General features: G+C 57.2%; 16 protein-coding genes and 1 tRNA gene. 11 read left to right on the top strand and 6 right to left on the bottom strand.

Annotation, left to right across the window (positions count from 1 at the left end):
* Positions 1-66: 66 nt before the first annotated feature.
* The 6 genes from OKC28_RS05185 to OKC28_RS05160 all read left to right on the top strand — a co-directional run bounded on the left by OKC28_RS05185 (position 67) and on the right by OKC28_RS05160 (position 6,729).
* Positions 67-1,968 (top strand): vWA domain-containing protein, encoded by a 1,902-nt coding sequence (locus OKC28_RS05185; RefSeq protein WP_232300573.1) that lies wholly within the window; start codon positions 67-69, stop codon positions 1,966-1,968.
* Complete coding sequence (locus OKC28_RS05180) at positions 1,968-2,678, top strand: ABC transporter ATP-binding protein (protein WP_042044643.1); 711 nt, start codon at positions 1,968-1,970, stop codon at positions 2,676-2,678. The genes OKC28_RS05185 and OKC28_RS05180 overlap by 1 nt, the downstream gene beginning before the upstream one ends.
* The gene (locus OKC28_RS05175; protein ID WP_232534702.1) at positions 2,665-3,879 is read left to right on the top strand and encodes an ABC transporter permease; all 1,215 of its coding nucleotides are present in this window, start codon (positions 2,665-2,667) and stop codon (positions 3,877-3,879) included. The genes OKC28_RS05180 and OKC28_RS05175 overlap by 14 nt, the downstream gene beginning before the upstream one ends.
* The gene (locus OKC28_RS05170) at positions 3,869-5,413 is read left to right on the top strand and encodes a formylglycine-generating enzyme family protein (RefSeq protein WP_156991612.1); all 1,545 of its coding nucleotides are present in this window, start codon (positions 3,869-3,871) and stop codon (positions 5,411-5,413) included. The genes OKC28_RS05175 and OKC28_RS05170 overlap by 11 nt, the downstream gene beginning before the upstream one ends.
* Before the next feature lie 141 nt (positions 5,414-5,554).
* Entirely contained in the window at positions 5,555-6,226 is a 672-nt protein-coding gene (locus OKC28_RS05165) for a hypothetical protein (RefSeq protein ID WP_042044645.1), read from the top strand.
* A gap of 206 nt (positions 6,227-6,432) precedes the next feature.
* Positions 6,433-6,729: a TM2 domain-containing protein gene (locus tag OKC28_RS05160; RefSeq protein WP_042044646.1), complete on the top strand. Its 297-nt coding sequence runs from the start codon at positions 6,433-6,435 to the stop codon at positions 6,727-6,729.
* Between the two features lie 481 nt (positions 6,730-7,210).
* Here OKC28_RS05160 and OKC28_RS05155 read toward each other — a convergent pair.
* Together OKC28_RS05155 and OKC28_RS05150 are read right to left on the bottom strand one after the other, a co-directional pair.
* Positions 7,211-7,286 (bottom strand) — tRNA-Thr (locus OKC28_RS05155).
* Positions 7,287-7,373: 87 nt separating this feature from the next.
* Positions 7,374-8,114, bottom strand: coding sequence for a phosphatase (locus OKC28_RS05150; RefSeq protein WP_270687925.1), 741 nt, complete (start codon positions 8,112-8,114; stop codon positions 7,374-7,376).
* 466 nt (positions 8,115-8,580) lie between these two features.
* On the opposite strand from OKC28_RS05150, the gene OKC28_RS05145 reads away from it, so the two are divergent.
* The 4 genes from OKC28_RS05145 to OKC28_RS05130 all read left to right on the top strand — a co-directional run bounded on the left by OKC28_RS05145 (position 8,581) and on the right by OKC28_RS05130 (position 15,908).
* Positions 8,581-9,234 (top strand): TetR/AcrR family transcriptional regulator, encoded by a 654-nt coding sequence (locus tag OKC28_RS05145; RefSeq protein ID WP_099993976.1) that lies wholly within the window; start codon positions 8,581-8,583, stop codon positions 9,232-9,234.
* Positions 9,235-9,282: 48 nt separating this feature from the next.
* Entirely contained in the window at positions 9,283-11,607 is a 2,325-nt protein-coding gene (locus OKC28_RS05140) for an acyl-CoA dehydrogenase (protein ID WP_270687922.1), read from the top strand.
* A gap of 173 nt (positions 11,608-11,780) precedes the next feature.
* Positions 11,781-14,846, top strand: a complete 3,066-nt coding sequence (locus OKC28_RS05135) for an efflux RND transporter permease subunit (RefSeq protein WP_270687920.1) — start codon at positions 11,781-11,783, stop codon at positions 14,844-14,846.
* Positions 14,847-14,861: 15 nt separating this feature from the next.
* Entirely contained in the window at positions 14,862-15,908 is a 1,047-nt protein-coding gene (locus OKC28_RS05130; protein WP_270687918.1) for an efflux RND transporter periplasmic adaptor subunit, read from the top strand.
* Positions 15,909-15,969: 61 nt separating this feature from the next.
* Here the strand turns inward: OKC28_RS05130 and pyk are convergent, their stop codons facing one another.
* Positions 15,970-17,409, bottom strand: coding sequence for a pyruvate kinase (pyk, locus tag OKC28_RS05125; RefSeq protein ID WP_017412636.1), 1,440 nt, complete (start codon positions 17,407-17,409; stop codon positions 15,970-15,972).
* Between the two features lie 163 nt (positions 17,410-17,572).
* Complete coding sequence (locus OKC28_RS05120; RefSeq protein ID WP_165484139.1) at positions 17,573-18,427, bottom strand: MurR/RpiR family transcriptional regulator; 855 nt, start codon at positions 18,425-18,427, stop codon at positions 17,573-17,575.
* 349 nt (positions 18,428-18,776) lie between these two features.
* Here OKC28_RS05120 and glk point away from each other — a divergent pair, with 349 nt between their 5' ends.
* Positions 18,777-19,745 carry a glucokinase gene (glk, locus tag OKC28_RS05115; protein ID WP_005319365.1) on the top strand — a complete coding sequence of 323 codons (969 nt, stop codon included), beginning with the start codon at positions 18,777-18,779 and terminating at the stop codon, positions 19,743-19,745.
* 363 nt (positions 19,746-20,108) lie between these two features.
* Here the strand turns inward: glk and OKC28_RS05110 are convergent, their stop codons facing one another.
* On the bottom strand, positions 20,109-21,494 hold the full coding sequence (locus OKC28_RS05110; RefSeq protein WP_270687914.1) for an ATP-binding protein: 1,386 nt from the start codon (positions 21,492-21,494) through the stop codon (positions 20,109-20,111).
* Entirely contained in the window at positions 21,494-22,168 is a 675-nt protein-coding gene (locus OKC28_RS05105; protein ID WP_270687912.1) for a response regulator, read from the bottom strand. Before OKC28_RS05105 ends, OKC28_RS05110 begins: the two co-directional genes overlap by 1 nt.
* Positions 22,169-22,249: the final 81 nt, after the last annotated feature.

The following is a 22,249-nucleotide window of genomic DNA, read 5'->3' as shown; positions in this document are numbered from 1 at the left end:
GCAACAACCAGATCATTGCGTTGCTCGGCAGCACTCCTACTGCTGTTGGGCGGTACAGGTGCTGTCGTGGCCGAGACGACATCCGAGCATCGCCCGTTGTTACAGGAGGGAAAAAAGAGCCTTTATCAGCGAGTCTTGACCACCCCAGGTTGCGAGCTGGTGGCCGAGGCGGGTCAAGCGTCAGGGGTGCTGCAGCCAGCCTTCAGCAGCTTCTATGTCTATGAGCACGTAAATGCCAAGGGGGCCGGTTGGATTAAGGTCGGCCCTGACAGTTATGGTCAGAGTATCGGTTGGCTGCCCAAGTCTTGTACCGTGGATTGGAAGATGCAGCTGACCCTGGCTTTCACCAATCCTGCCAACCGGGATCGCCTGCTCTTTTTCAAGGAGCGAGATCAACTCAACCAGATCCTGGAGGCGGCGGATCCGGTCGCTAAGGTAGCACCGCTGCGCGCTGCATTGAAGAAGCAGGGCAACGCCGCCGGGGTACTGGCACAAGAGCCTGAATACTTTGTCGATCTGCAGCAACAGTTTTATCTGCTACCCATCCTCAGTGGTGAAGAGGTCATGACCGAGGATGGCTTCTACACCCGCTTGCTCAATGTGGCCTCGGTCAGTAAGGCTGATACGGCCACGGTTGAACCAAGCGCCAAGGTGAGCCAGCTCAAAGAGTTCAATGCCGCAGTGGTGTTCGTGGTGGATTCCACCATCTCGATGGGACCTTATATCGAACGTACCCGCGAGGCCGTGCGCAAGGTCTATGAGCGGATCAACAAGGAAAATCTGGGGCAGCAGGTGAAGTTTGGCATGATCTCCTTTCGCTCCAGTACCAAGGAGGTACCGGGTCTGGAGTACACCACCCGCATGTATGCCGACCCCAATGAAATCAAAGGCGGTGCCGATTTCTTGAAAAAAGTGGCCGACCTCAAGCAGGCTACCGTTTCTAGCAAGCTGTTCAATGAAGACGCGTATGCGGGGGTAATGCAGGCGATAGACCAGATCGACTGGAGCCGTTTTGGGGCCCGTTATGTGGTGCTGATCACCGATGCAGGGGCTATCGAAGGGGATAACAAGCTGTCTACCACTGGATTGGATGCCAAGCAGATCCGGTTGGAAGCCGCCAACCCTGGGGTGGCGATATATACCCTGCACCTGAAAACTGCGGCGGGTAAGAAAGATCACGCCAATGCCGCAAGCCAATATCAGGAGTTATCAACTTACAGTGGCACCAATACCTCGCTTTACTACCCGGTTAATGCTGGTGATGTTAACGAGTTTGGTAACAAGGTTGATGCATTGGCTACCGCCATTACCGATCAGGTGAAAGCATCCTATTTTGGTGAGCCGGCCGTAGGCAGCGCCAGTAACGCCAAAGAGGAGGGCACGCTCACCCCGGCGCAAAAATTGCTGCAAGATACAGCACTGATCGGTCATGCCATGCAACTCTCCTACCTCGGTAAAAAGAGTGGAACTCAGGCTCCCTTGGTGTTCGAGGCCTGGATCAGCGACCGGGATCTGATCAAGCAGAATATCCCTACCACCGAGGTCAGGGTGCTGCTCACCAAGGGCCAACTTAGTGACCTTAGCGATGTGGTGAAACAGATTTTGGATGCGGCCAATGAAGGTATGATCTCACCGGCCAAGATGTTCGAGCGACTACGCTCGGTGGCGGCGACCATGGGCGCAGATCCTAACCAGCTCAAGCAGTTGGATAACACCAGCATCACGGATCTTGGAGTGATGGGGGAATACCTTGCCGATCTGCCTTATCGCAGTGATGTGCTCAATCTGGATGAGGAGACCTGGAAGAGTTGGGATGGATTGGCACAGGAGAAGTTTATCCGCACCCTCGCGACCAAGCTGCGCCATTACCAGCGTTACAACGCCGATGTCGATCGCTGGGTGGCGCTAGCCAAGGATAGCGATCCCCGTGATCACGTCTATCCGATTCCCCTGGAAATGATGCCCTGATGCTATGTATCGAAGATATGAGCATAGTGCGGGGCAGCGGTGAACAGGCCCACCGGGTCTGTTTGCCCGCACTGACCTTGCCTCTGGGACAAGTAGTGGCCGTGACGGGCGAAAGTGGCTGCGGCAAGAGCACCCTGCTTGAGGTGATTGGGCTATTACTGAGCCCCAGTCGCGTTGGCCGTTTTGAGATGGACTTCATTGACGCCGCCCCAGCTGTTGTCGATATTGCCCACTTGCTGGCGGCTAACGATCAAGCGGCATTAGCCGACATCCGCGCCGCCAGAATTGGCTTCATGTTGCAAAGTGGCGGCCTGCTGCCCTTCCTGACGGTGAGAGACAATATCCGGTTACCCTGCCAACTACTGGGCATAGCGGAAGATGAGCATTTACTCACGCGGGCTGTCCAGACCCTCAAGTTGGAGGGATTGCTGCACAAGAAACCAGCCCAGCTTTCTATCGGGGAGCGGCAGCGAGTCGCTTTTGTGCGGGCGGTGGCGCACCGCCCAAAGCTACTACTGGCCGATGAACCCACCGCGTCTCTTGATCCCCACACAGCCAGGTTGCTCTTTGCGCTCTTTATCGAGTTGGTACAAGAGTGGGGCATTGCGGCGCTGGTGGCCTCTCATGATTGGGGTTTGGTTAAGACGTTTGGCTTACCCTGTCTCAAGGCTAATTTAACGCAGGGAGAGACCCATTTTGCGTTCTCATAAACGCGGACTACTGTTGCGCTTGGCCATGCAAGATCTTTGGCATGATCGTTCGGTATCATTTTGTATTATTTCCTCACTGATCGCCGTGATAGCCCCGCTGCTGCTGATGTTTGGTCTGCGTTATGGGGTGGTGAGCCAGTTGCAGCAGGATCTCGCGCGAGATCCGCGCAATCTGGAGATCCGCATGGTGAGTAGTGGCCACTATTCAGCAGAATGGATCGCCGCCTTGCGGCAAAAATCGGAGGTAGGCTTTGCCATCGGCCAAACCCGATCCCTCAATACCCAAGCCGATTTGCTGAAAGATATGAGCCATTTCATTGAAAATGCCGAGGTAATCCCGACCGTTCAGGGCGACCCTCTGTTAGGAACATTGCAACTGGGGAGCGAGGATGAGGTGATCCTCAGTGCCGAGGCTGCACGCCGCTTGGCGGTCAGTGCTGGTGAAACCATCCGCTTGCGCGTCATGCGCCAGCTCGAAGATCGGCGAGAGTGGGGGGAGCGTACCTTAACTGTGGGAGCAATATTGGCGCCCACTTATTTCAACCGTCCCGCTCTGTTCGTGCATGAGCCCTTGCTGCTGGCGCTGGAGTCTTTTCGTGATGGCTATCGCATCCCTATGCTGGGGATTAGCACAGGTCAGCCGTTAACGGATAAACCGCCGATATTCGCCCGCGCCCGTCTTTATGCCAACAGCATTGACCAAGTGGCAGCTCTCGATCTCTGGCTCAAGCAACAGCGCATCGAGACAGTGAGCCGGTTGGCCGATATCGAGAACATAAAGAGTATCAACCGGGTACTTAGCCTCATCTTCAACGTCATCGCTGGCACCGCGCTGATCGGCTGTGTCGCATCCTTGATCGGCGCCTTCCTCGCGAACGTGGATCGCAAGCGCAAGCATATTGCTGTATTGCGCTTACTGGGATTTACCAGCCCGGCGGTGGGCCTCTATATCATCCTTCAGGGGGTGATCCTGACGTTGCTTGCCTATGGTGGTGGCCTCTTGCTCTACCTGAGCGGCAGTGCACTGTTTAATCGGACGCTGGCCAGCAGCCAGAGTACTGAACAGATGATCTGCCGGATAACCCCATTACACAGCTTACTGGCCCTGCTCCTGGCCCTGACGGTGGCCATTCTAGTGGCCATTATTGGTGCGAGACGGGCCATTGCCATTCAACCTGCGGAGAGTTTGCGTGAACTCTAAGAAGACCTTATCCCGGCTCATCATCATGGGATGTGCCATGTCCAGCGGCAGCACATTCGCCGAACCATGGCCAGATAAAAATTACAATCCGAAACCCGATGTGGAGGATGTGATCCTGCCGATGCCGTGCGAGGGGGCCATGGCCTTTCGGCGAGTGCAGGTACCGGTCAACGGCCCGCTGGAAGACTTGCCGATCCAGGTAGGTCAAGACGGCGGTGACTGGGGCTTTATCGAGCACGCTCATCCTGCTTTTATTGCTGGTAGTTTCACCCAGCCGGCTAAGGAGCAGGGCCGCTATTACCTGATGGCCAAATATGAGCTGACTCAGCTCCAATATCAGGCACTTACCGCAGATACCTGCCCCACACAGTCGAAAAAGCTGAGCCTCCCGGTAAGCGCTATTAGCTGGTTCGACGCGGTTGCGGCAACCGATAAATACAATCTCTGGTTGAGACAGCATGCCGCTGACCAGATCCCCAAAGAAGATGGTAAAGCGGGGTTTGTACGCCTGCCGACTGAAATTGAGTGGGAATTTGCCGCGCGCGGTGGGCTCAAGGTCAACAGCGCCGATTTTCGTGACATCCGATATCCCATGAACGATCTCAAAGAGCATGAATGGTTTGCCGGAGCCCAGTCAGCCAATGGCCGCTTACAACTGGCGGGGCTGCTGGCTCCTAACCCTCTCGGATTGCACGACATGTTGGGTAACGTGGACGAGATGATGTTTGAACCCTTCTATCTCAACAAGCTCGATCGCCAACATGGTCAGGCCGGTGGTTATGTGGTGCGCGGTGGTAACTATCTCACTGAGCAGGCTGCCTTGCGCAGCGCAGCCCGCAAAGAGGTGAGTTACTACGATGAGGATCGCCACTTTACCAGCAAGAGTACTGGGCTGCGGTTGGTATTGGTCTCCCCAACCATGACATCGACGCAGCGAGTCAAGAGTATCGAAAGCAGTTGGCGGCAACTGGGATCAAACAAACCAGCGGGGGAGGCCAGCGACAAGAAGGATGCGGTCAGCGAGTTAAGCACGCTGGCCTCTGGGGTTGACGATGAGGCGCTCAAGCAGAAACTGAAAAACCTGGAAGGGCAGCTTAGGGCGAGCAACCAAAAGCAGCAGGAAGAGCGTGCTCAGTCGATTCGCGCCAGCCTTAACTTGGGTGCCTTCCTCTGCACCAAGTTACAAGATGATGGCAAGTTCTTGGATTTTCTTAGCTCCAACTATGAGCTGCTCTGTAGCGATAAAGCCGATAAAAACTGCGCGGTTCGCAAGACCAAGCTGGATGAGCAAAAAGAGCGGCTCAGCCAACTTACGGGCTATTACGCCAGTGGTTTGGTCGAGTCTGCATCCCTATATGGTGAGGACCCAATTAAAGAACAAGTTTCAGTATTTAATCAAATGCTGACAATTAATAAAAAGCTGTATGGACTTAGACCATTTCTTGCAACTCATTGGGCAAACCAGCAGCGTTATCTACAAAATGGAAAAATTGATGCTGTAATGTGGTTGGAAAACTGTAAGAAGTTGCAATGACTTAATTGAATTTAAAAATGCTTAGCCTATTTGAGCAATAGCGAGGTCATGTTCTGAATTCCAATATCTATGAGTCCCCATGCGAAGGGGTCATCACGCCCCTAAAGATGAAGGGATTACCCAAAACCAATGGAGAAAATCATGACCCACTTTTTGACCGAAATATTACGCGTGGCCTTATTTAGTATTCTGTTGACATGTTCGGTGGCCACCTTCGCTGCTGATGGTACTTTTGAGATTGAGACCAAGGTGCCTGCAACTCTGAGTGGAAAACTGAGCTATGCCAGCATGAAATTCTGGGTCGAAGTATCAGGGAAAGATGCTGTGGAGCTATGGTTCAACGATGAGGATTACACTGCTCTAATGGAACTTGTGGGAACTCAGGTAGCATTTGATGGCTCTATGGTGACTTACACCAATGGGAGTGTCTATTTTCAGCCCAAGCTGGTAAAAGCATCGGCTGGATTTACTGTACGCAAAAATGACGAATTGAACTTTGATGTGCTGCTCAATGGTGAGCTACTGACTCATCACGACAGTTATGCCGGTGTCGATGTGGCCCACCAGTTTGCAATACCCGATGGTAAAGCCGCACTTCTTGAGCTGTTCAGCGGTGGTGTGGGTTGCCCCGTGCTCTACCAGCTGGTTGTGGTCAGACAAGACTCACCCACCATGATGTCTGAAGCATTTGGTACCTGTAGTGACCTAGGCAAACTGAGCCCCACCACCAACGGCTTTACCCTCAATCTGCCCGGTAATCCCAGTGAGCGTTGGGTATGGGATATCAACAGCGTGATGCTACGCAAGAACTGACAACTACCACGGAAAAAATTTCATGAATAGTTCATGGAGCAATTATGTTGGGAAATGGAAAACGCGGTGGTAAAATTGACAAAATTGGAAAGATATACTCCTGATGCGTGGGGTAAATAGAGGAGGATGTTTCGATCTTTTTGAGCGTACATCATCGTATGCGGTTTAATTTTCATAAATAACGATCATATAAAAAGGGAGCTTATATGTCAGATATGGTTTTTTGTCGTGGGTGCGGTAAAGAAATTCACAAAACAGCGACATCATGTCCCCATTGTGGAGCGGTATATGGCGCAAGCAAGAGCCGGATCACTGCCGCCCTGCTCGCTTTTTTCCTTGGTGGGATTGGCATTCACAAGTTTTACCTTGGCAAGGCCCTGCAAGGGTTCCTATATCTAATCTTTTGCTGGACGTTTATACCGGCAGTCATCGCCTTTATTGAGTTCGTCATGTACATCTGTATGTCTGATGAAAAGTTCGCAGAGAAGTACGCCAAAGCGTAGCCAGGAGTTGGTGCTCACTTAAGCCTGCCTACACGGCGGGCTTTTTAGGTTCAGGATTTACCATTTACCTCAATTGGAACATCAACAATGATGTCTAGTTGAGTAGGTGTGGGTTCAAATGTGGGTTCAAAACTAAAAAAGCACTTTCATTAATATGAAAGTGCTTTTTTTCAATAGCTTAGTTGTTATGGCTTAGTTCATGCCGTAGAGAACAACATGTTTTATCACCCTTGATATCTTAGCCGCCAAAGGTTGTTTGGGGGTCGAATGAGTCATCTTGGTGTTGTAACACTTTCCTTCATGAACACAGCTTTACCCGACTAAGGGAATACATTGAGATAATGTGGCACTCTCCGTTAGGAAGGCCCTTAGGGAGTAAGGTTAGTTCCTACCTCGTGCCAAATGTGGTACCCCATGTGGTACCCAAGACAAAAATCTACAATTTTTCAGCCATGTGGAAATCATAAATCATTGTTTTAAATGGTGCCGGAAACAGGAGTCGAACCTGTGACCTTCGCATTACGAATGCGCTGCTCTACCAACTGAGCTATACCGGCGTGTGGCCAGATTCCCGAAAATGCAGGTTCAAGTCAATGAGCCTGTCTCACTTTTATGAGTGGGCTCATTGTGTTACGGCCAAACGATCAGAGATCTGCAAACTCCGGGATATGGGCTCGGCCGCGGCTCTCGAGAAAATCGAGCAGGGCGCGGGGAGAGCGCGCCAGGATCCTATCCTCGGGGAAGTGTGCCTCGGTCACCAGTCGGTGGCAGTGTTCGAAATTCCCAAGGCTGAACGCAACGTGGGAGTCGGAGCCGAAGGTGAGATAGGCACCGAGGTCGCGCGCCGCTTCAACGATGGCGCGGCAGTTGTTCTCGCTACCCTGACGGGAATGGCTGAACGAGGAGTTGTTGAGTTCGAGCGCCACTCTGTATTGCGCGGCGGCCTTGACCACGGCCTGGATGTCGATGGGGAAGGCGGGATTGCCCGGGTGGCTTATCATGTCGACCCGGCCGCTCCTGATGGTGTTGATCATGGCCTGGGTATGGGTTGCCTGATCGCAGGGGGGAAATACAGGTTCGTGAAAGCCTGCCATTATCATGTCGAGCCGCGACTCGTAGCGCTCAGGGAAGTCGATTTCGCCATCAATGTTCTTGATGTTGGCTTCTATGCCGCGCAGTATGCCGACCCCGTCGACCACCCGTGGCAACACATGCAGATTGACGAAGTGCCAGAAGTGAGGTGCATCGGCCATGTCGGGGCCGTGATCCGTGGTGGCGAACAGCTTGATCCCCCTCGCGCGAGCGATGGGCAGATAGTCGTGAATGGTGCTGTAAGCGTGGGTGCTGGCGACGGTATGGGTGTGGGTATCGACCGTATACTTCATCTTCTCTCCCCTTCTGGCGTGAGGCGCCAGCATAACAAAGGTGGCGGGTCGAGACCATGTTGTGGCTTGTCATACTTTGTCACAAATTGCGGGGGCGCTGACAAAGTTTGAACACGCTTGGCCGCCATGATGGGCAAATCGATGAAAGCCTGAACTCGCATCGATGGGTTGGATCAGGATGGTGCAACCTCTTTTCCCCGCCGTCGCTACCAGCGACGGTTTTTTTTGCCCCCGTATCGGCACCAATACCAACAGTGCAAAAAAATGCCCAACTAGCATGGAGCAGGTTGGGCGAGACTTAATGTTTAATTGCAGTGGCATAGATATAGAGTGCTGTTTGTCAGCTAAGTTCCCGCCTTGTTCCCCCTTTTTAGCAAAAACATTTCGCTAACACATGTTCACATTCTCTTGACACAAATGGTTGTGAAACGTACTTTTTAAACATTCGTTTTAAGTGAGGTGTCCTGTGAGTAAAATCGATACCAAAAACCGTATTCTTGATGCCGCCGAGGTGTTGTTTGCCGAGCGGGGATTCGCCGATACCTCTTTGCGTCTGATCACCAGTGAAGCCAATGTCAACCTCGCCTCGGTCAACTATCACTTCGGCTCCAAAAAGGAGCTGATCCAGGCTGTACTTGATCGCTATCTGAGCCTGTTTATGCCGGATCTGGATGCACGACTGCATACCCTGATGGAGCAGGAGCAGTTGACCCTGCTGCAGGTATTTGAAAGCTTTGTCGATCCCTTGATGAAGCTGATTGCAGTGCGAGCCAATGGCCCCGCCATCTTCATGCAGCTGCTGGGACGTGGCTATATCGACAGTCAGGGTCACCTGCGCCGCTTCATTACTGCTCACTATGGCCCCATCTTGTTGCGGATCACCCAGGCGATTTCCAAGGCCAATCCGGCTCTGTCACCGGCCGACCTCTTCTGGCGGCTGCATTTCACTCTGGGCACCGTCGTGTTCACCATGGCCTCCGCCGATGCCCTGCGCGACATCGCCCTGGCCGACTTTGGTCAGCAGCTCGATGTGGAAGGGCTGGTGCGCAATGTAATTCCTTATCTGGCGTCTGGTGTCGGGGCGCCCGTGGAGTCGACCAGGCTCTCCCTGGCCGTGTAACAACCAACAATAAATCAACGGAAACAGTGAAATAGAAGGAACTTCGGTATGATCACATTGCTTATCCTGCTGGTGCTGGCGATAGCCGTCCTGCTCGGCGTGCCCTCCATCCGTAAAAAGGTGGTAACCCGTCCCGTGTTCGGCATCTTCAAGAAGATATTGCCGCCCTTGTCGGCCACCGAGCGGGAGGCCATGGAAGCCGGCTCCGTCTGGTGGGATGGCGAGTTGTTTCGCGGCAACCCCGACTGGAAAAAACTGCACGGTTACGGCAAGGCCGAACTGAGCGCCGAAGAGCAGGCCTTTATCGACAATCAGGTCGAGACCCTGCTCGCCATGGTGGATGACTTCAAGATCGTCAACGAAACCAAAGATCTGCCGGAGCCGGTGTGGGACTATCTGAAGAAGGAGGGCTTCTTCTCCCTGATCATCCCGAAATCCTATGGCGGTCGCGAGTTTTCGGCCATTGCCAACTCCACCATAGTGACTCGCATTGCCACCAAGAGTCTGAGCGTGGCGGTCACCGTCATGGTGCCGAACTCCCTTGGCCCGGGCGAGCTGCTGATGCACTACGGCACCCAGGCCCAGAAGAATTTCTGGCTGCCGGGTCTTGCCAATGGCAAGGAAGTGCCCTGTTTTGCCCTGACCGGTCCGGAAGCCGGTTCTGACGCTGGCGCCATCCCTGACAAGGGGATCGTCTGCAAGGGTCAGTACAAGGGTGAGGAAGTGCTTGGCATCCGCCTGAACTGGAACAAGCGTTACATCACCCTGGCCCCGCGCGCTACCGTGCTGGGTCTGGCGTTCAAGCTGTTTGACCCGGAAAAACTGCTGGGTGACAAGGAAGAACTCGGCATCACCTGCGCCCTCATCCCCACCAGCCACCCGGGTGTGCGGGTCGGCGATCGCCACTATCCAATGGGGCTGGCATTCCTTAACGGCCCGACCTTCGGCAAGGATGTGTTCATTCCGCTCGACTGGATCATCGGTGGTCCGGATTACGCCGGCCGTGGCTGGCGCATGCTGGTGGAGTGTCTCTCCGCCGGTCGCGGCATCTCGCTGCCTGCGCTCGGCACCGCCTGTGGTCACATGGCGAGCCGCACCGTCGGCGCCTACTCCTATGTGCGCAAGCAGTTCGGCATGTCCATCGGCAAGTTTGAAGGGGTGCAGGAAGCGCTGGCCCGCATCGGTGGTCTTACCTATCAGCTGGAAGGGGCCCGTCGCATGACCGCAGGTTCCCTGGACTTGGGTCAGGCTCCGGCCATCGTCACTGCCATTTCCAAGTACCACATGACCGAAATGGCGCGCCAGATCATGGATGACTCCATGGACATCCACGCCGGTCGTGCCATTCAGCTGGGTCCGAAAAACTACACTGGTTATGCCTACATGGGCATTCCGGTGGCCATCACGGTGGAGGGGGCCAACATACTGACCCGCAACCTGATGATCTTCGGGCAAGGGGCTACCCGCTGCCACCCTTATGTGTTTGGCGAGATGGAAGCGGCGGCCGATCCTGATTTTGAGCGTGGCCTCGAGAAGTTCGACGACCTGCTTCTCAAACATATCGCGTTTGGTGCCGGCAACTTCTTCGGCGCCCTGTTCCAGGGGCTGACCCTGGGTCAGTTCAATGGCTCCCCGGTAGGGGGCGAGACGGCCCGTTACTACAAGCAGCTTGCTCGCATGAGTAAAGGGCTGGCCCTGTGCGCAGATGTCTCCATGCTGATGCTGGGTGGCGATCTCAAGCGCAAGGAGATGATATCTGCCCGTCTGGGTGACGTGCTGAGCCACCTCTATCTGGCTTCTGCCACCCTCAAGCATTACGAAGATCAGGGCCGCATGGTCTCCGATCTGCCGTTCGTGCAGTATGCTGTGGAACGCAGCCTCTACCTGATTGGCAAGGCGTTCGATGGTTTTTTCCAGAACTTCCCGAACAAGGTGGTGGGTGTCGTGCTCAAGCGGGTCGTCTTCCCGTTCGGCGTCGGCTACCAGATGCCGGCCGATGATCGCTGCCATGCCATCTGTCTGGCCATGATGAAGCCGGGTGAATTTCGTGATCGTCTGACGGCACTGTGCTATGTGGGCAAGGATGACGCGGATCCCGTCGGTCTGATGGAGCGTGCCTTCCTGGCCATGGTGGCGGTGCAGCCCTACGAGAAGAAGCTGGTACAGGCCCAGAAAGAGGGCAAGCTGCCCCGCAAGATGGCGTTGCCCGAGCTGGTCGATGCCGCCTTGTCCCAGTCCATCCTGAGCAAGGATGAGGCCGACAAGCTGCTGGCTGCCGATGCCTTGCGTTACGAAGCCATCCAGGTGGACAACTTTGCTCCTGGCGAGCTGGAAGGTCTGTCTCAGCCGAACCCTGTGGTGCACGCCGCCTGACCGCGTCGCTGGCACTGAACCTGACGAGAAACCGGCCAATCTGGCCGGTTTTTTTGTTTGTTAACCATGGATTTACAACCTGGATTAATTCCAGTTTAATGCAATGGCCCCCACCCTTGGGGCAGGAAGCAAGGCCAGCGGAATGGCCGATAACAACAACTCAGGAAGAGTGAATGAACCTCGCCAAAACGGCGATCGAACGTCCCATCTGGGTGGCGGTGTCGATCGTGCTGATTTTTCTGCTGGGCCTGCTCAGCATTCGGGGGCTGCCCATCCAGCTGTTCCCGGACATAGACCGCCCGCACCTCAATATCTCGGTGGATTGGCGCTCGGCCTCCCCTCAGGAGATGGAATCGGAAATCACCGACCCCATCGAGCAGGAGATGCAGGGCGTGCAGGGGCTCAAGAGTCTCACCAGCAACAGCTTTCCCGGTTTTACCGAAATTGATCTGGAGTTCGCCCTCGGTACCGACATGCAGCGGGCCCAGCTCGATGTCATCTCTCGCCTGAACCGGGTGTCCGGGTTGCCGGACAACATAGGTGGCCCCTACGTCAACAATTACAGCAGCAACGACACCCTCACCTTCTTTTTTATCCAGCAACTGCCCGGTGCCAAGGGACAGATTGACGATCATCAGGCGCTGATCGAGGCGCGGGTCAAGCCTGAGCTGGAGCGGATCCCGGGGGTATCGACCGTGGAGGTGGAGGGGATCAACGAGCGCCAGATCCAGATACGTTTCGACCCCTATCGCGCCGCCGAGCTGGGGGTGGAGATCCCAGTGCTCGCCAGCCGGGCCAGTACCGGCTGGGATGTGTCGGCGGGTACCCTCGACATAGGCCGTTGGGAATACAAGCTGCGCTTCGCAGGGCGTTATGACGTCGATACCCTGGGGGACAAGGTGGTGGACTGGCGCGATGGTCTGCCCATCTATCTGCGTGATGTGGCAGAGATCAGGCTGTCCCGGGAAGAGAACCCGGTACTGCGCATCCAGAATGGCAATACCGCCATAGCGGCGCAGATCTTCAAGGAGAGTGGCGCCAATGCCCTGGCGGCGCTGGAGGCGATCAAGGTCAAAGTGAGCGATCTCAACCGCGACGTGCTGGCGCCGGTCGGGCTGCACATGGAGCAGTCGTTCGATGCCTCTCTCTACATCAACCGGGCGGTGGGCATGGTGACGGCCAACCTGGGGCTCGGCGTGCTGCTCTCCTGCGCCATCCTCTGGCTGTTTCTGCGCCAGCTCAAGGCGACCCTGATGATAGCGCTCGCCATTCCCATCAGCATCATGCTCACTTTCTGTCTGCTCAAGGTACTGGGCAGGACCCTCAACGTCATCTCGCTGGCGGGCATCGCCTTTGCGGTCGGCATGGTGCTGGATGCCGCCATAGTGGTGCTGGAAAGTATCTACCGGCGCCATGAGCGGGGTGATTTGAGTAAGGCCGAGGCGGCGCTGGAGGGTACCCGACAGGTGTGGACTGCGCTGGTGGCCTCCACCCTGACCACAGTGGCCATTTTTTTGCCGGTACTGCTGCTCAACGACGTGGAGGGTCAACTGTTTGCCGATCTGGCGCTGACCATCGCCTGCGCCGTGACCGTCTCCATGCTGGTGGCGGTCACAGTACTGCCTGCGGTAGCGGCGCGCTGGATGGGGCGCGAGCGACTGGTCGATCCCTATGACTCACTGTGGCAGCGCACAACCCGCCATGTGATCCGCTGGACTGGCACGGCGCCTCGCCGCTGGAGCATCATCATCTTGATGATGAGTCTGCCAGCCCTGGCGACCTGGGCCCTGCTGCCCAAGATGGATTACCTGCCGGATGTAAAACGCGATGCGGTGGATGTCTGGATGAGCTTCACCCCGGGTTTTAATCTCAAGGCCCAGCGGGAAGAAGTGATCGACACCCTGATCGCCCGGCTCGCTCCCTACATGAAGGGGGAGAAGGAGCCTGCCCTCAAGAACTACTACATAATGCGCTACCCGGGCGGTGCCCAGATTGGGGTGAGGCCCAAGGATGAGAACCGCATCAAGGAGCTGGAAAGCCTGCTGATGAAGCAACTGCTGGTGGGCATTCCCGATACCCAGACATTCGGTGGCCAGGGCTCCTTGTTCGGTGGCTTTGACAGCGAGAACGGTATTTCTCTCTTGCTGCAGGGGGGCAATCTGCCCGAGCTCTATCAGGCAGCCCGGGAGAGCATGGCCATCGTGAAGCGGGATTTGCCGGGAGCCCAGGTCCGGCCCGAGCCGGATCTCGACTTCACCGCCCCCGAGCTGCGGCTGGTGCCCCAAGACCGGCGTCTCGCCGAGGTGGGATGGGATCGCACTCCCATGCCCGCCATCATCCAGACCTTCGGCGACGGCCTGCGGGTCGGGGAGTATTTTGATGGGGAGGAGCGGCTCGACATCATGTTGATGGGGCAGACCTCCGCCAACCCCGATGAGCTCAAGGCGGTGCCGCTTGCGACGCCGTCCGGCCGGATCGTTCCCCTGGGTGAGTTGCTGCAGGTGGAACACGACATGGGGCCGGCCAGCATACTGCGGGTCGATGGACGGCGCAGTATCAGCCTGCAGATCACCCCGCCTGAGGGGATGAGCATGGAGCAGGTGCTCGACACCCTTCAAGGCAGGAGCTTTGCCGCCATCCGCCCGCTGCTGCCCGTTGGTGGGGAGTTGCGGATTGCTGGCAACGCCGACAGTCTGCAACAGGCGCTGGACAATCTGGGTGCCATTTTCCTGTTCGCCGTGATCATACTGCTGATCCTGCTGTGGGGCGTGTTTGCCTCTCTCAAGGATGCCGTTCTGGTGTTGCTGACCTTGCCGCTTGCCTCGGTCGGCGGTGTGCTGACGCTGCACCTGAGCGGCCTGCTGGTGCCGCTGCCGATGGATCTCTTGACCATCATCGGCTTCGTTATTCTGCTGGGATTGGTAGTCAATAACGCCATCTTGCTGGTGCACCAGACCCGCTCGGCCGAGCGGGACGGCATGAGTCGTCAATGTGCGGTAGCCGATGCGCTGCGAAGCCGGATGCGGCCCATCGCCATGACCAGCCTCACCAGCATCTTTGGCATGTTGCCGCTGATGCTGAGCCCGAGCGAGGGCAGCGAAATCTACCGGGGACTGGCCACCGTCATCGTCGGCGGCATGAGTTGCAGCGCCCTGTTTACCCTGATCCTGTTACCCGCCTTTCTGCGGCTGGGGGAGCAGACTGAACAGCCACCGCTCGCCCTGCGGCAGCGGGCCTGAGCAAGGAGCTCATCGATGAAACGAATTTTCACAAGGATGGTACTGGGTGCGGCCCTGCTGGCGGGAGGGGGGCTTCCCGCCCTGGCACAAGGCAAGATGGTGACCCTTGCCGACGTGACCCAAGGGGATGCGGCGGCCAGCATCTGGGTCAGTGGCACTGTGGCAAGCCGTCAGCAGGCGGCGTTGAGTGCCGAGGTGAGCGGACGGGTGGAGTGGATTGCCGAGTTCGGCAGTCGGGTCAAGGCGGGGGACGAGCTGCTGCGTCTCGACAGCGCTGCATTGCAGCTATCACTGGAACAGGCGCGGGCCGAGCAGGCCAAGTGGGCCAGCAATGTGCGTTATGCCAAGGCCGAGTTTGTGCGTCTCGAGCGACTGCACCAACAGAAGAGTGCCTCAGCCAGCCAGTATGACAAGGCCGGTTACGAGGTGGAGCAGGCAGAGCTTGCCGAGCGGCTGGCGAGGGTGCAGGTGCGCCAGATTGAGGAGCAGTTGCGTCGCAGCCATATCTTCGCCCCGTTCGATGGGGTGGTGAACAACCACTTCATCCAGCCGGGGGAGCATGTGGATGCCGGCGAGCAGGCGCTGGAGCTGGTCAACCCGGATCAGCCGGATATCCGCCTGCAGGCCCCCATCGTCTGGGCTCAGCGCCTGGAGCCCCGGACCCGATTGCGGGTTGAGGGTGATCAGCTCAGCGGCCATGGCATTTATTACCAGCGGGCGGCGAGTGCCGATCCCAAATCCCGCCTCATCGAGCTGCGCCTCAAGCCAGAATCGGCCAGCTTCATCATAGGGTCGCCGGTGCGGGTGGCGTTGCCGCTGGGTGAGCAGCACACCATGCTGCTGCCACGGGATGCCCTTGTGCTCAACACCGAGGGGAGCGTTGTCTATCAGGTGGAGCAGAGCGGCAAGGGGCTCAAGGTCAACCGGGTGCCGGTGACAGTGCTGTTTGGTGACAGTCAGCAGGTGGCGGTGAGCGGGGCGCTCAAGCAGGGGGACAGGGTGGTGGTACGCGGTGCAGGTAGCCTGCGCCATGGTGACAAGGTCGAACTGTTTCGCGGTTGAGGTCCAGACTCGTCAATGAAAAACGGCTCCCGCGGGAGCCGTTTTTGTTGATGGGGGGAAGTTACTCGACCATCATCACCTTGCAGGTGTTGGTACTGCCCACGGTTTCCATCTTGTCGCCGTGGGTCAGCAACACCATGTCGCCGCTCTGGACCAGCCCCTTGGCTTTAAGCACATCCAGCGCGTCGCGGCACACTTCGTAGACAGGCTTGGTCTCGTCGCCGTCAAACAGCACAGGGGTGACGCCGCGGTAGAGATTGGTCCAGGCCAGAGTCTTGTTGTGGGGAGACATGGCGAAGATAGGCAGGCCCGAACTGATGCGGGACATCAGCAGCGGTGTGGTGCCGGATTCGGTCAGCGCCACGATTGCCTTGACCCCTTCCAGGTGGTTGGCGGCATACATGGTGGACATGGCGACTGCCTCTTCCACCGAGGTGAAGGTGTAGCTCATGCGGTGGTTGGAAACGTTCAGGCTTGGGTGCTTCTCGGCACCCACACAGACGCTGGCCATGGACATGACAGTCTCGATGGGGAACTGGCCGGCGGCGGTCTCGGCGGAGAGCATCACAGCGTCTGTGCCATCCAGCACGGCGTTGGCCACGTCCATCACTTCGGCACGGGTCGGCAACGGGGCGTTGATCATGGACTCCATCATCTGGGTCGCCGTGATGACGACGCGGTTCAGACGGCGGGAGTGACGGATCAGCTTCTTCTGCACGCCAACCAGCTCGGGATCGCCGATCTCGACGCCCAGATCGCCACGGGCCACCATGACGGCATCGGAGCCGAGGATGATGTCTTCCATCGCCTCGTCGGTGGCGACAGTTTCGGCGCGCTCGACCTTGGCGACAATCTTGGCGTTGGAGCCGGCTTCGCGGGCCAGTTCACGGGCATAGCGCAGGTCATCGCCACAACGGGGGAAGGAGACTGCCAGGTAATCCACGTTCATCAGGGCGGCAGTCTTGATGTCTTCCTTGTCTTTCTCGGTCAGGGCCGGGGCGGAGAGACCGCCGCCTTTCTTGTTGATGCCCTTGTTGTTGGAGAGCGGGCCCGCCACCGTCACTGTGGTGTGGATGCGGGTGCCTTCGACCAGCTCGACTCTCAATTGCACGCGGCCATCGTCCAGCAGCAGTATGTCACCGGCGATCACGTCGTCGGGCAGGCTCTTGTAGTCGATGCCGACCTGTTCCTGGCAGCCTTCACCCTTGCCGAGCGCCGCATCGAGAATGAATTTGTCACCGATGGCCAGGTAGACCTTGCCATCCTTGAAGGTGGAAACGCGGATCTTGGGGCCTTGCAGGTCACCCATGATGGCGACGTGGCGGCCGAGCCTGGCGGCAATGTCACGCACCTGATTGGCGCGCAAGATATGGTCTTCAGCGGTGCCGTGGGAGAAGTTCATCCGCACCATGTCGGCGCCGGCACGAATGATCGCCTCTAGGATCCCTTCGCGATCGGTCGCCGGACCGAGTGTGGTTACAATCTTTGTACGTCTTGGCATGAAAGACTCCAGTTTGAAGTTGATATGACTTGAGATACTGCCCCGGCAAGCGCATGACCCATAGCATCCGCTTGCAAGCCATCTGGGTGGCTTCTGTTACTAAATTACAATACTACACCAAGGTGGGTGGCATAGACAGCCGGGGGCCGGGGCCCCCGTTGCCTCAGGAGGAGTGGGGAGTATCAAAGCGGGATTCGCGCAAACCTTCTTTGACTTTCTTCAGGTTTTCGCGAAATTTCATGCCACGGCGCAGGGTAAAACCGGTCGCCAGCACATCCACCAGCGCCAGCTGGGCGATGCGTGACGCCATCGGCATGTAGACGTCGGTATCTTCCGGCACATCCATGGAGAGCACCAGATTGCACTCGCGGGCCAGCGGCGAGTCTTTGGCGGTGATGCCTATCACTGTGCCATCGTTCTCGCGGGCCAGCGCGGCTATCTCTACCAGCGCCTTGGTGCGGCCGGTATGGGAAATCAGCACCACCACATCCCCTTCGCTGCTGTTGATGCAGCTCATGCGCATCATGACGATGTCATCGAAGCTCACTACCGGAATATTGAAGCGGAAGAACTTGTTCTGGGCGTCGCGCGCCACGGCGGAGGAGGCGCCCAGGCCAAAGAAGCTGATCTTGTTGGCCTGGGTCAGAATATCGACGCAGCGATTGATGGCGGAAATATCCAGGCTGTTTTTGGCGGCGTCCAGACAGGCCATGGTGGATTCGAAGATCTTGGCGGTATAGGTCTCGGGACCGTCTTCCGCTTCCACGTGGCGATTCACGTAAGGCGTGCCATTGGCCAGACTCTGGGCCAGATGCAGTTTGAAATCGGGAAAGCCTTTGGTATCGAGACGGCGGCAGAAACGGTTGACGGTCGGCTCGCTGACGTCAGCCATCTTGGCGAGGGTGGCGATACTGGAGTGGATGGCCGTCTGTGGCGAGGCCAGAATGACCTCGGCCACTTTACGCTCTGATTTACTGAAACTTTCCAAATTGTTAGTAATTTTATCAAGGGTATTCATCATCACCACCAGGCATTTTTGTAATTTAGCTTCAGTGTCTTTGCACTAAATTCACGGCTAAGCATGTTTCCAATCAACTGGATGACTATACAAGACAAGCTCTTATTGAAACTAATCTCGGCCCTGCAAAGTATGACTCATGTCTAATTATTTCGTCTTTTTGGTTACAAACTTCCATCCACTCCATGAAAACGCTTACAAATGTTGCAAAGCAACAACACTGTGAGCGGGCGCACAGTTGCATTGATCAAACACGCCGCCGGGGGAGGGGCTCGGGTAGAATTGCTGCCAAATAATAATTGCGGGACGGTAAGCGCCGCCCCGACCCAAGTAACGAAGGAGTTATGTTATGCAGCATACCCATGCGCTGGTCGGTGACGTCGGTGGCACCAATGCACGGCTGGCCCTGTGCGAACTGGCGACCGGCACCATTTCCCGGGCCAAGACCTATTCCGGGCTGGCCCATCCCAGCCTAGAAGCCGTGGTGCGCCTCTATCTGGACGAACACGCTGCGCAGGTGAGCCAGGCCTGCATCGCCATCGCCTGCCCCATCAACGGCGACTGGGTCGCCATGACCAACCACAGCTGGGAGTTTTCCATCGGCGAGATGCAGGCCAATCTGGGCCTGACCCGCTTGCAGGTGATCAATGACTTTACCGCCGTCTCAATGGCGGTGCCCGTGCTGGCAGAAGCCGATCGCATCCAGCTGGGGGGCGGGGCCCCTGTGGCGGACAAACCCATCGCCATTTATGGGGCGGGGACCGGCCTTGGTGTCGCCCACCTGGTGCAGGCGGGTGAGCAATGGCTGAGCCTGCCGGGCGAAGGCGGTCACGTGGATTTTTCCGCCAACAGCGAAGAAGAGGATGCGGTGCTGCAGGTCATGCGCGCCGAGCTTGGTCATGTCTCGGCCGAGCGGCTGCTCTCCGGCCCTGGTCTGGTGAACATCTATCGCGGTCTGGTGAAGTCCGATGGGCGCGAGCCAGAGGCATTGGCCCCCAAAGACATCACTGAGCGGGCGCTGGCGGGGGATTGCCTGGATTGCCGCCGCACCTTGAGCCTGTTCTGTGTGCTGATGGGCCGCTTTGCCGGCAACCTGGCGCTCAACATGGGCACCTTCGGCGGCGTCTATATCGCAGGCGGCATCGTACCGCGTTTTCAGGAGTTCTTTATTGGCTCGGGCTTTCGGGTGGCGTTTGAAGACAAGGGGCGTTTCAAATCCTATCTGAAGGATATCCCCGTCTTCCTCATTACTCACGAGGGGCCGGGTCTGCTCGGTGCCGGTGCCTATCTGCGCCAGTCGCTCGGTATCAAGTTGTAAGCAGAAACAGGGAGGGAATGCCAACTGCGTCATGGTTCAGCCTTGATTCAGTGACCATGGCATAAAGTGAATGCACGTACTCAAGAGGCCAGGGCTCCACAGGGAGTTGGAACTTGTCTTCATCCGCTGGGTACGTTTGTCACCTGACAAGCCTGAACTGTTTCACCGGCCCTTGAGGCCGGTTTTTTTTTATCTTCTGATCTGCATCCTGCTTTTGTGTGTCGCTTCCTTGCTGATATGTGATCGATATGACGAGGGTTGCGGGTGTCTATCTGGGCATCAGGAGGAAGGCAACAGCAAGCACGCCTGCGAAGGGGCAGGCGTGCTGAATGGGCTGGCGTGAGGCGGCATGAGCCGAGTGGCTTAAGGCAGGTCCAGGGTAAAGCGGGCACCCCCCAGCGGGGACTCATCCACCATGATCTGGCCGCCGTAGCTGTGCACTATCTCGGTGACCACAGCCAGGCCTATGCCCTGGCCGGGTGAGCTGTCGGCCCTCACCCCGCGCTGGAAGATCTGTTGTGATCTGTCCGGGTCTATGCCGGGGCCATCGTCCTCAATCTCTATGCGCAGCCGATCCAGGCGGCGACTGACAGTGACCTGGATTTCGCTGATGGCGAACTTGAAGGCGTTATCCAGCAGGTTGCCCATCAGCTCCATCAGATCCCCCTGTTCACCGGCAAAGAAGACGTCGTCATCGAACTTGAAGCGGGTTTGCAATTTCTTGTGGCGATAGACCTTGGCGAGGCTGGCCAGCAGCTTTTCGATGAGCGGTACCGGCTCTGTGCCCTTGCTGGCGAGGCGCTGGCGACCGGTGACGGCGCGGCGCAGCTGGTACTGGATGATCTGATCCATGGTCAGGATCTGCTCATTGATGTTGTCGTGGATGTCGTGCCCCAGCTTGACCTCCTGCGCCGTTATCTGGATCAGGGCCAGCCGGGTTTTCAGGCTGTGGGCCAGATCGTTCAAGGCGTGCTGATAGCGCTGGCTCTGCTGGCGTTCGTTCTCCAGCAGCTGGTTGACCGACTCGGTCAGTGGCGTCAGCTCCCGCTCGTAGTCATTGGAGAGGGCCTCCCGCTTGCCCGCCCTGATCTCGTCTATCTGGCGCGCCATGGTGCGCAAGGAGGTGAGGCTCCAGAAGCTGGTGAGCAGCAAGAGGGCTCCGAGCAGTGAGTAAGCCAGCAGTGCCTGACGAATGCATTGGTAGAGGTAGTTGCGGGTCTGGGCCAGATAGCGCTTGGCCGAATCGACCATCACCACATAGTAGGTGGTGGGGCCATCGCCGTGATTGCGTAGAAAACGCAGGCTGTAGATGAAGTAGCTCTCGCCGTTCTTGATGGTGTGGCGCTTGAAGAAGTAGTCCTGATCCAGTCCGCCCAGGTAATTCATCAGATCCTGACAGATTGTGTCCCTGGCCTGGACCACCTCTGGCATATGCAGGCTGGACCAGCTCAGCTGGCCATCCGCCCGGCAGATCAGGGTATCCAGATTGGGGTCGATGGCATCCGGCGTTATCTTGCCAAGATCGGTTGTGGAGCGGGGTTCCGGCAACTTGGAAGAGAACAGCTTGGAGAGGTTCTCCTGCATGCGGGTGCTGGCCTTCTGGGCCTGCTCTTCGGTGTGACCCAGATAGAGGATATAGACGGAGAAGGCCATGATGAGCGCTATGACCAGCATGGCGCTCAGCATCAGCTTGATGTGGAGCGAGCGCTGCAGCAGCTGCATGGGGCGTGACAACAAGCGAAGACCCATCAGTTGCACGAGAGGTTGAAGATGTAACCCTGGCGCCGGATGGTGGAGATGGGCTGTATGTTCCCCTCCGGGTCCAGCTTCTTGCGCAGTCGGCTCACCATCACCTCTATGGTGTTGGGATCACCCTCGCCATCGCCATAGAGCTGGTCCAGCAGTTGCTGCTTGGAGACCACCTGGCGGGCGTTGCGCATCAGGTACTCGAGGATCAGGTATTCAAAGCTGGTGAGCACCACAGGATCGCCGCCAATGGTCAGCTCCTTGCGGGAGAGATCCAGCTCATAGTCACCCGCCTTGACCCTGGGGGAGATGAAACCGGCGCTGCGGCGCACCAAGGCATTGAGGCGAGCCAGCAACTCATCCTTCTGGAAAGGCTTGACCAGATAGTCGTCCGCACCGGCCTCCAGTCCTTCCACCTTGTCCTGCCAGTTGCCACGGGCGGTCAACACTATGATGGGGAAGGGGATCTGCCGCTCGCGCAACTGCCTGATGAGTTGCAGGCCGTCCATGTCAGGCAGCCCCAAGTCTATGATGGCGACATCGATGGGATAATCGGTGGCGTAATGCAGGGCCACCTGGGCGTTGTCCGTGCTGTGGACCTGATTCTGGGCCTCGGTCAGCAGGGTAGCAAGGTGGTGATTGAGCAGCTTGTCGTCTTCGACCAACAATATTTTCATTAGGTGCGCGATCATGGGAATCCAGGCTGTCAATTAGAGGGTTTATGCCAGGGCGAGTCAATCCGGATCCTAGCAGGCGCG

This window comes from Aeromonas sp. D3 (assembly GCF_027705025.1).
Taxonomy (GTDB): Bacteria; Pseudomonadota; Gammaproteobacteria; order Enterobacterales; family Aeromonadaceae; genus Aeromonas; species Aeromonas salmonicida.
This window is presented reverse-complemented; position numbering and strand designations above follow the sequence as displayed.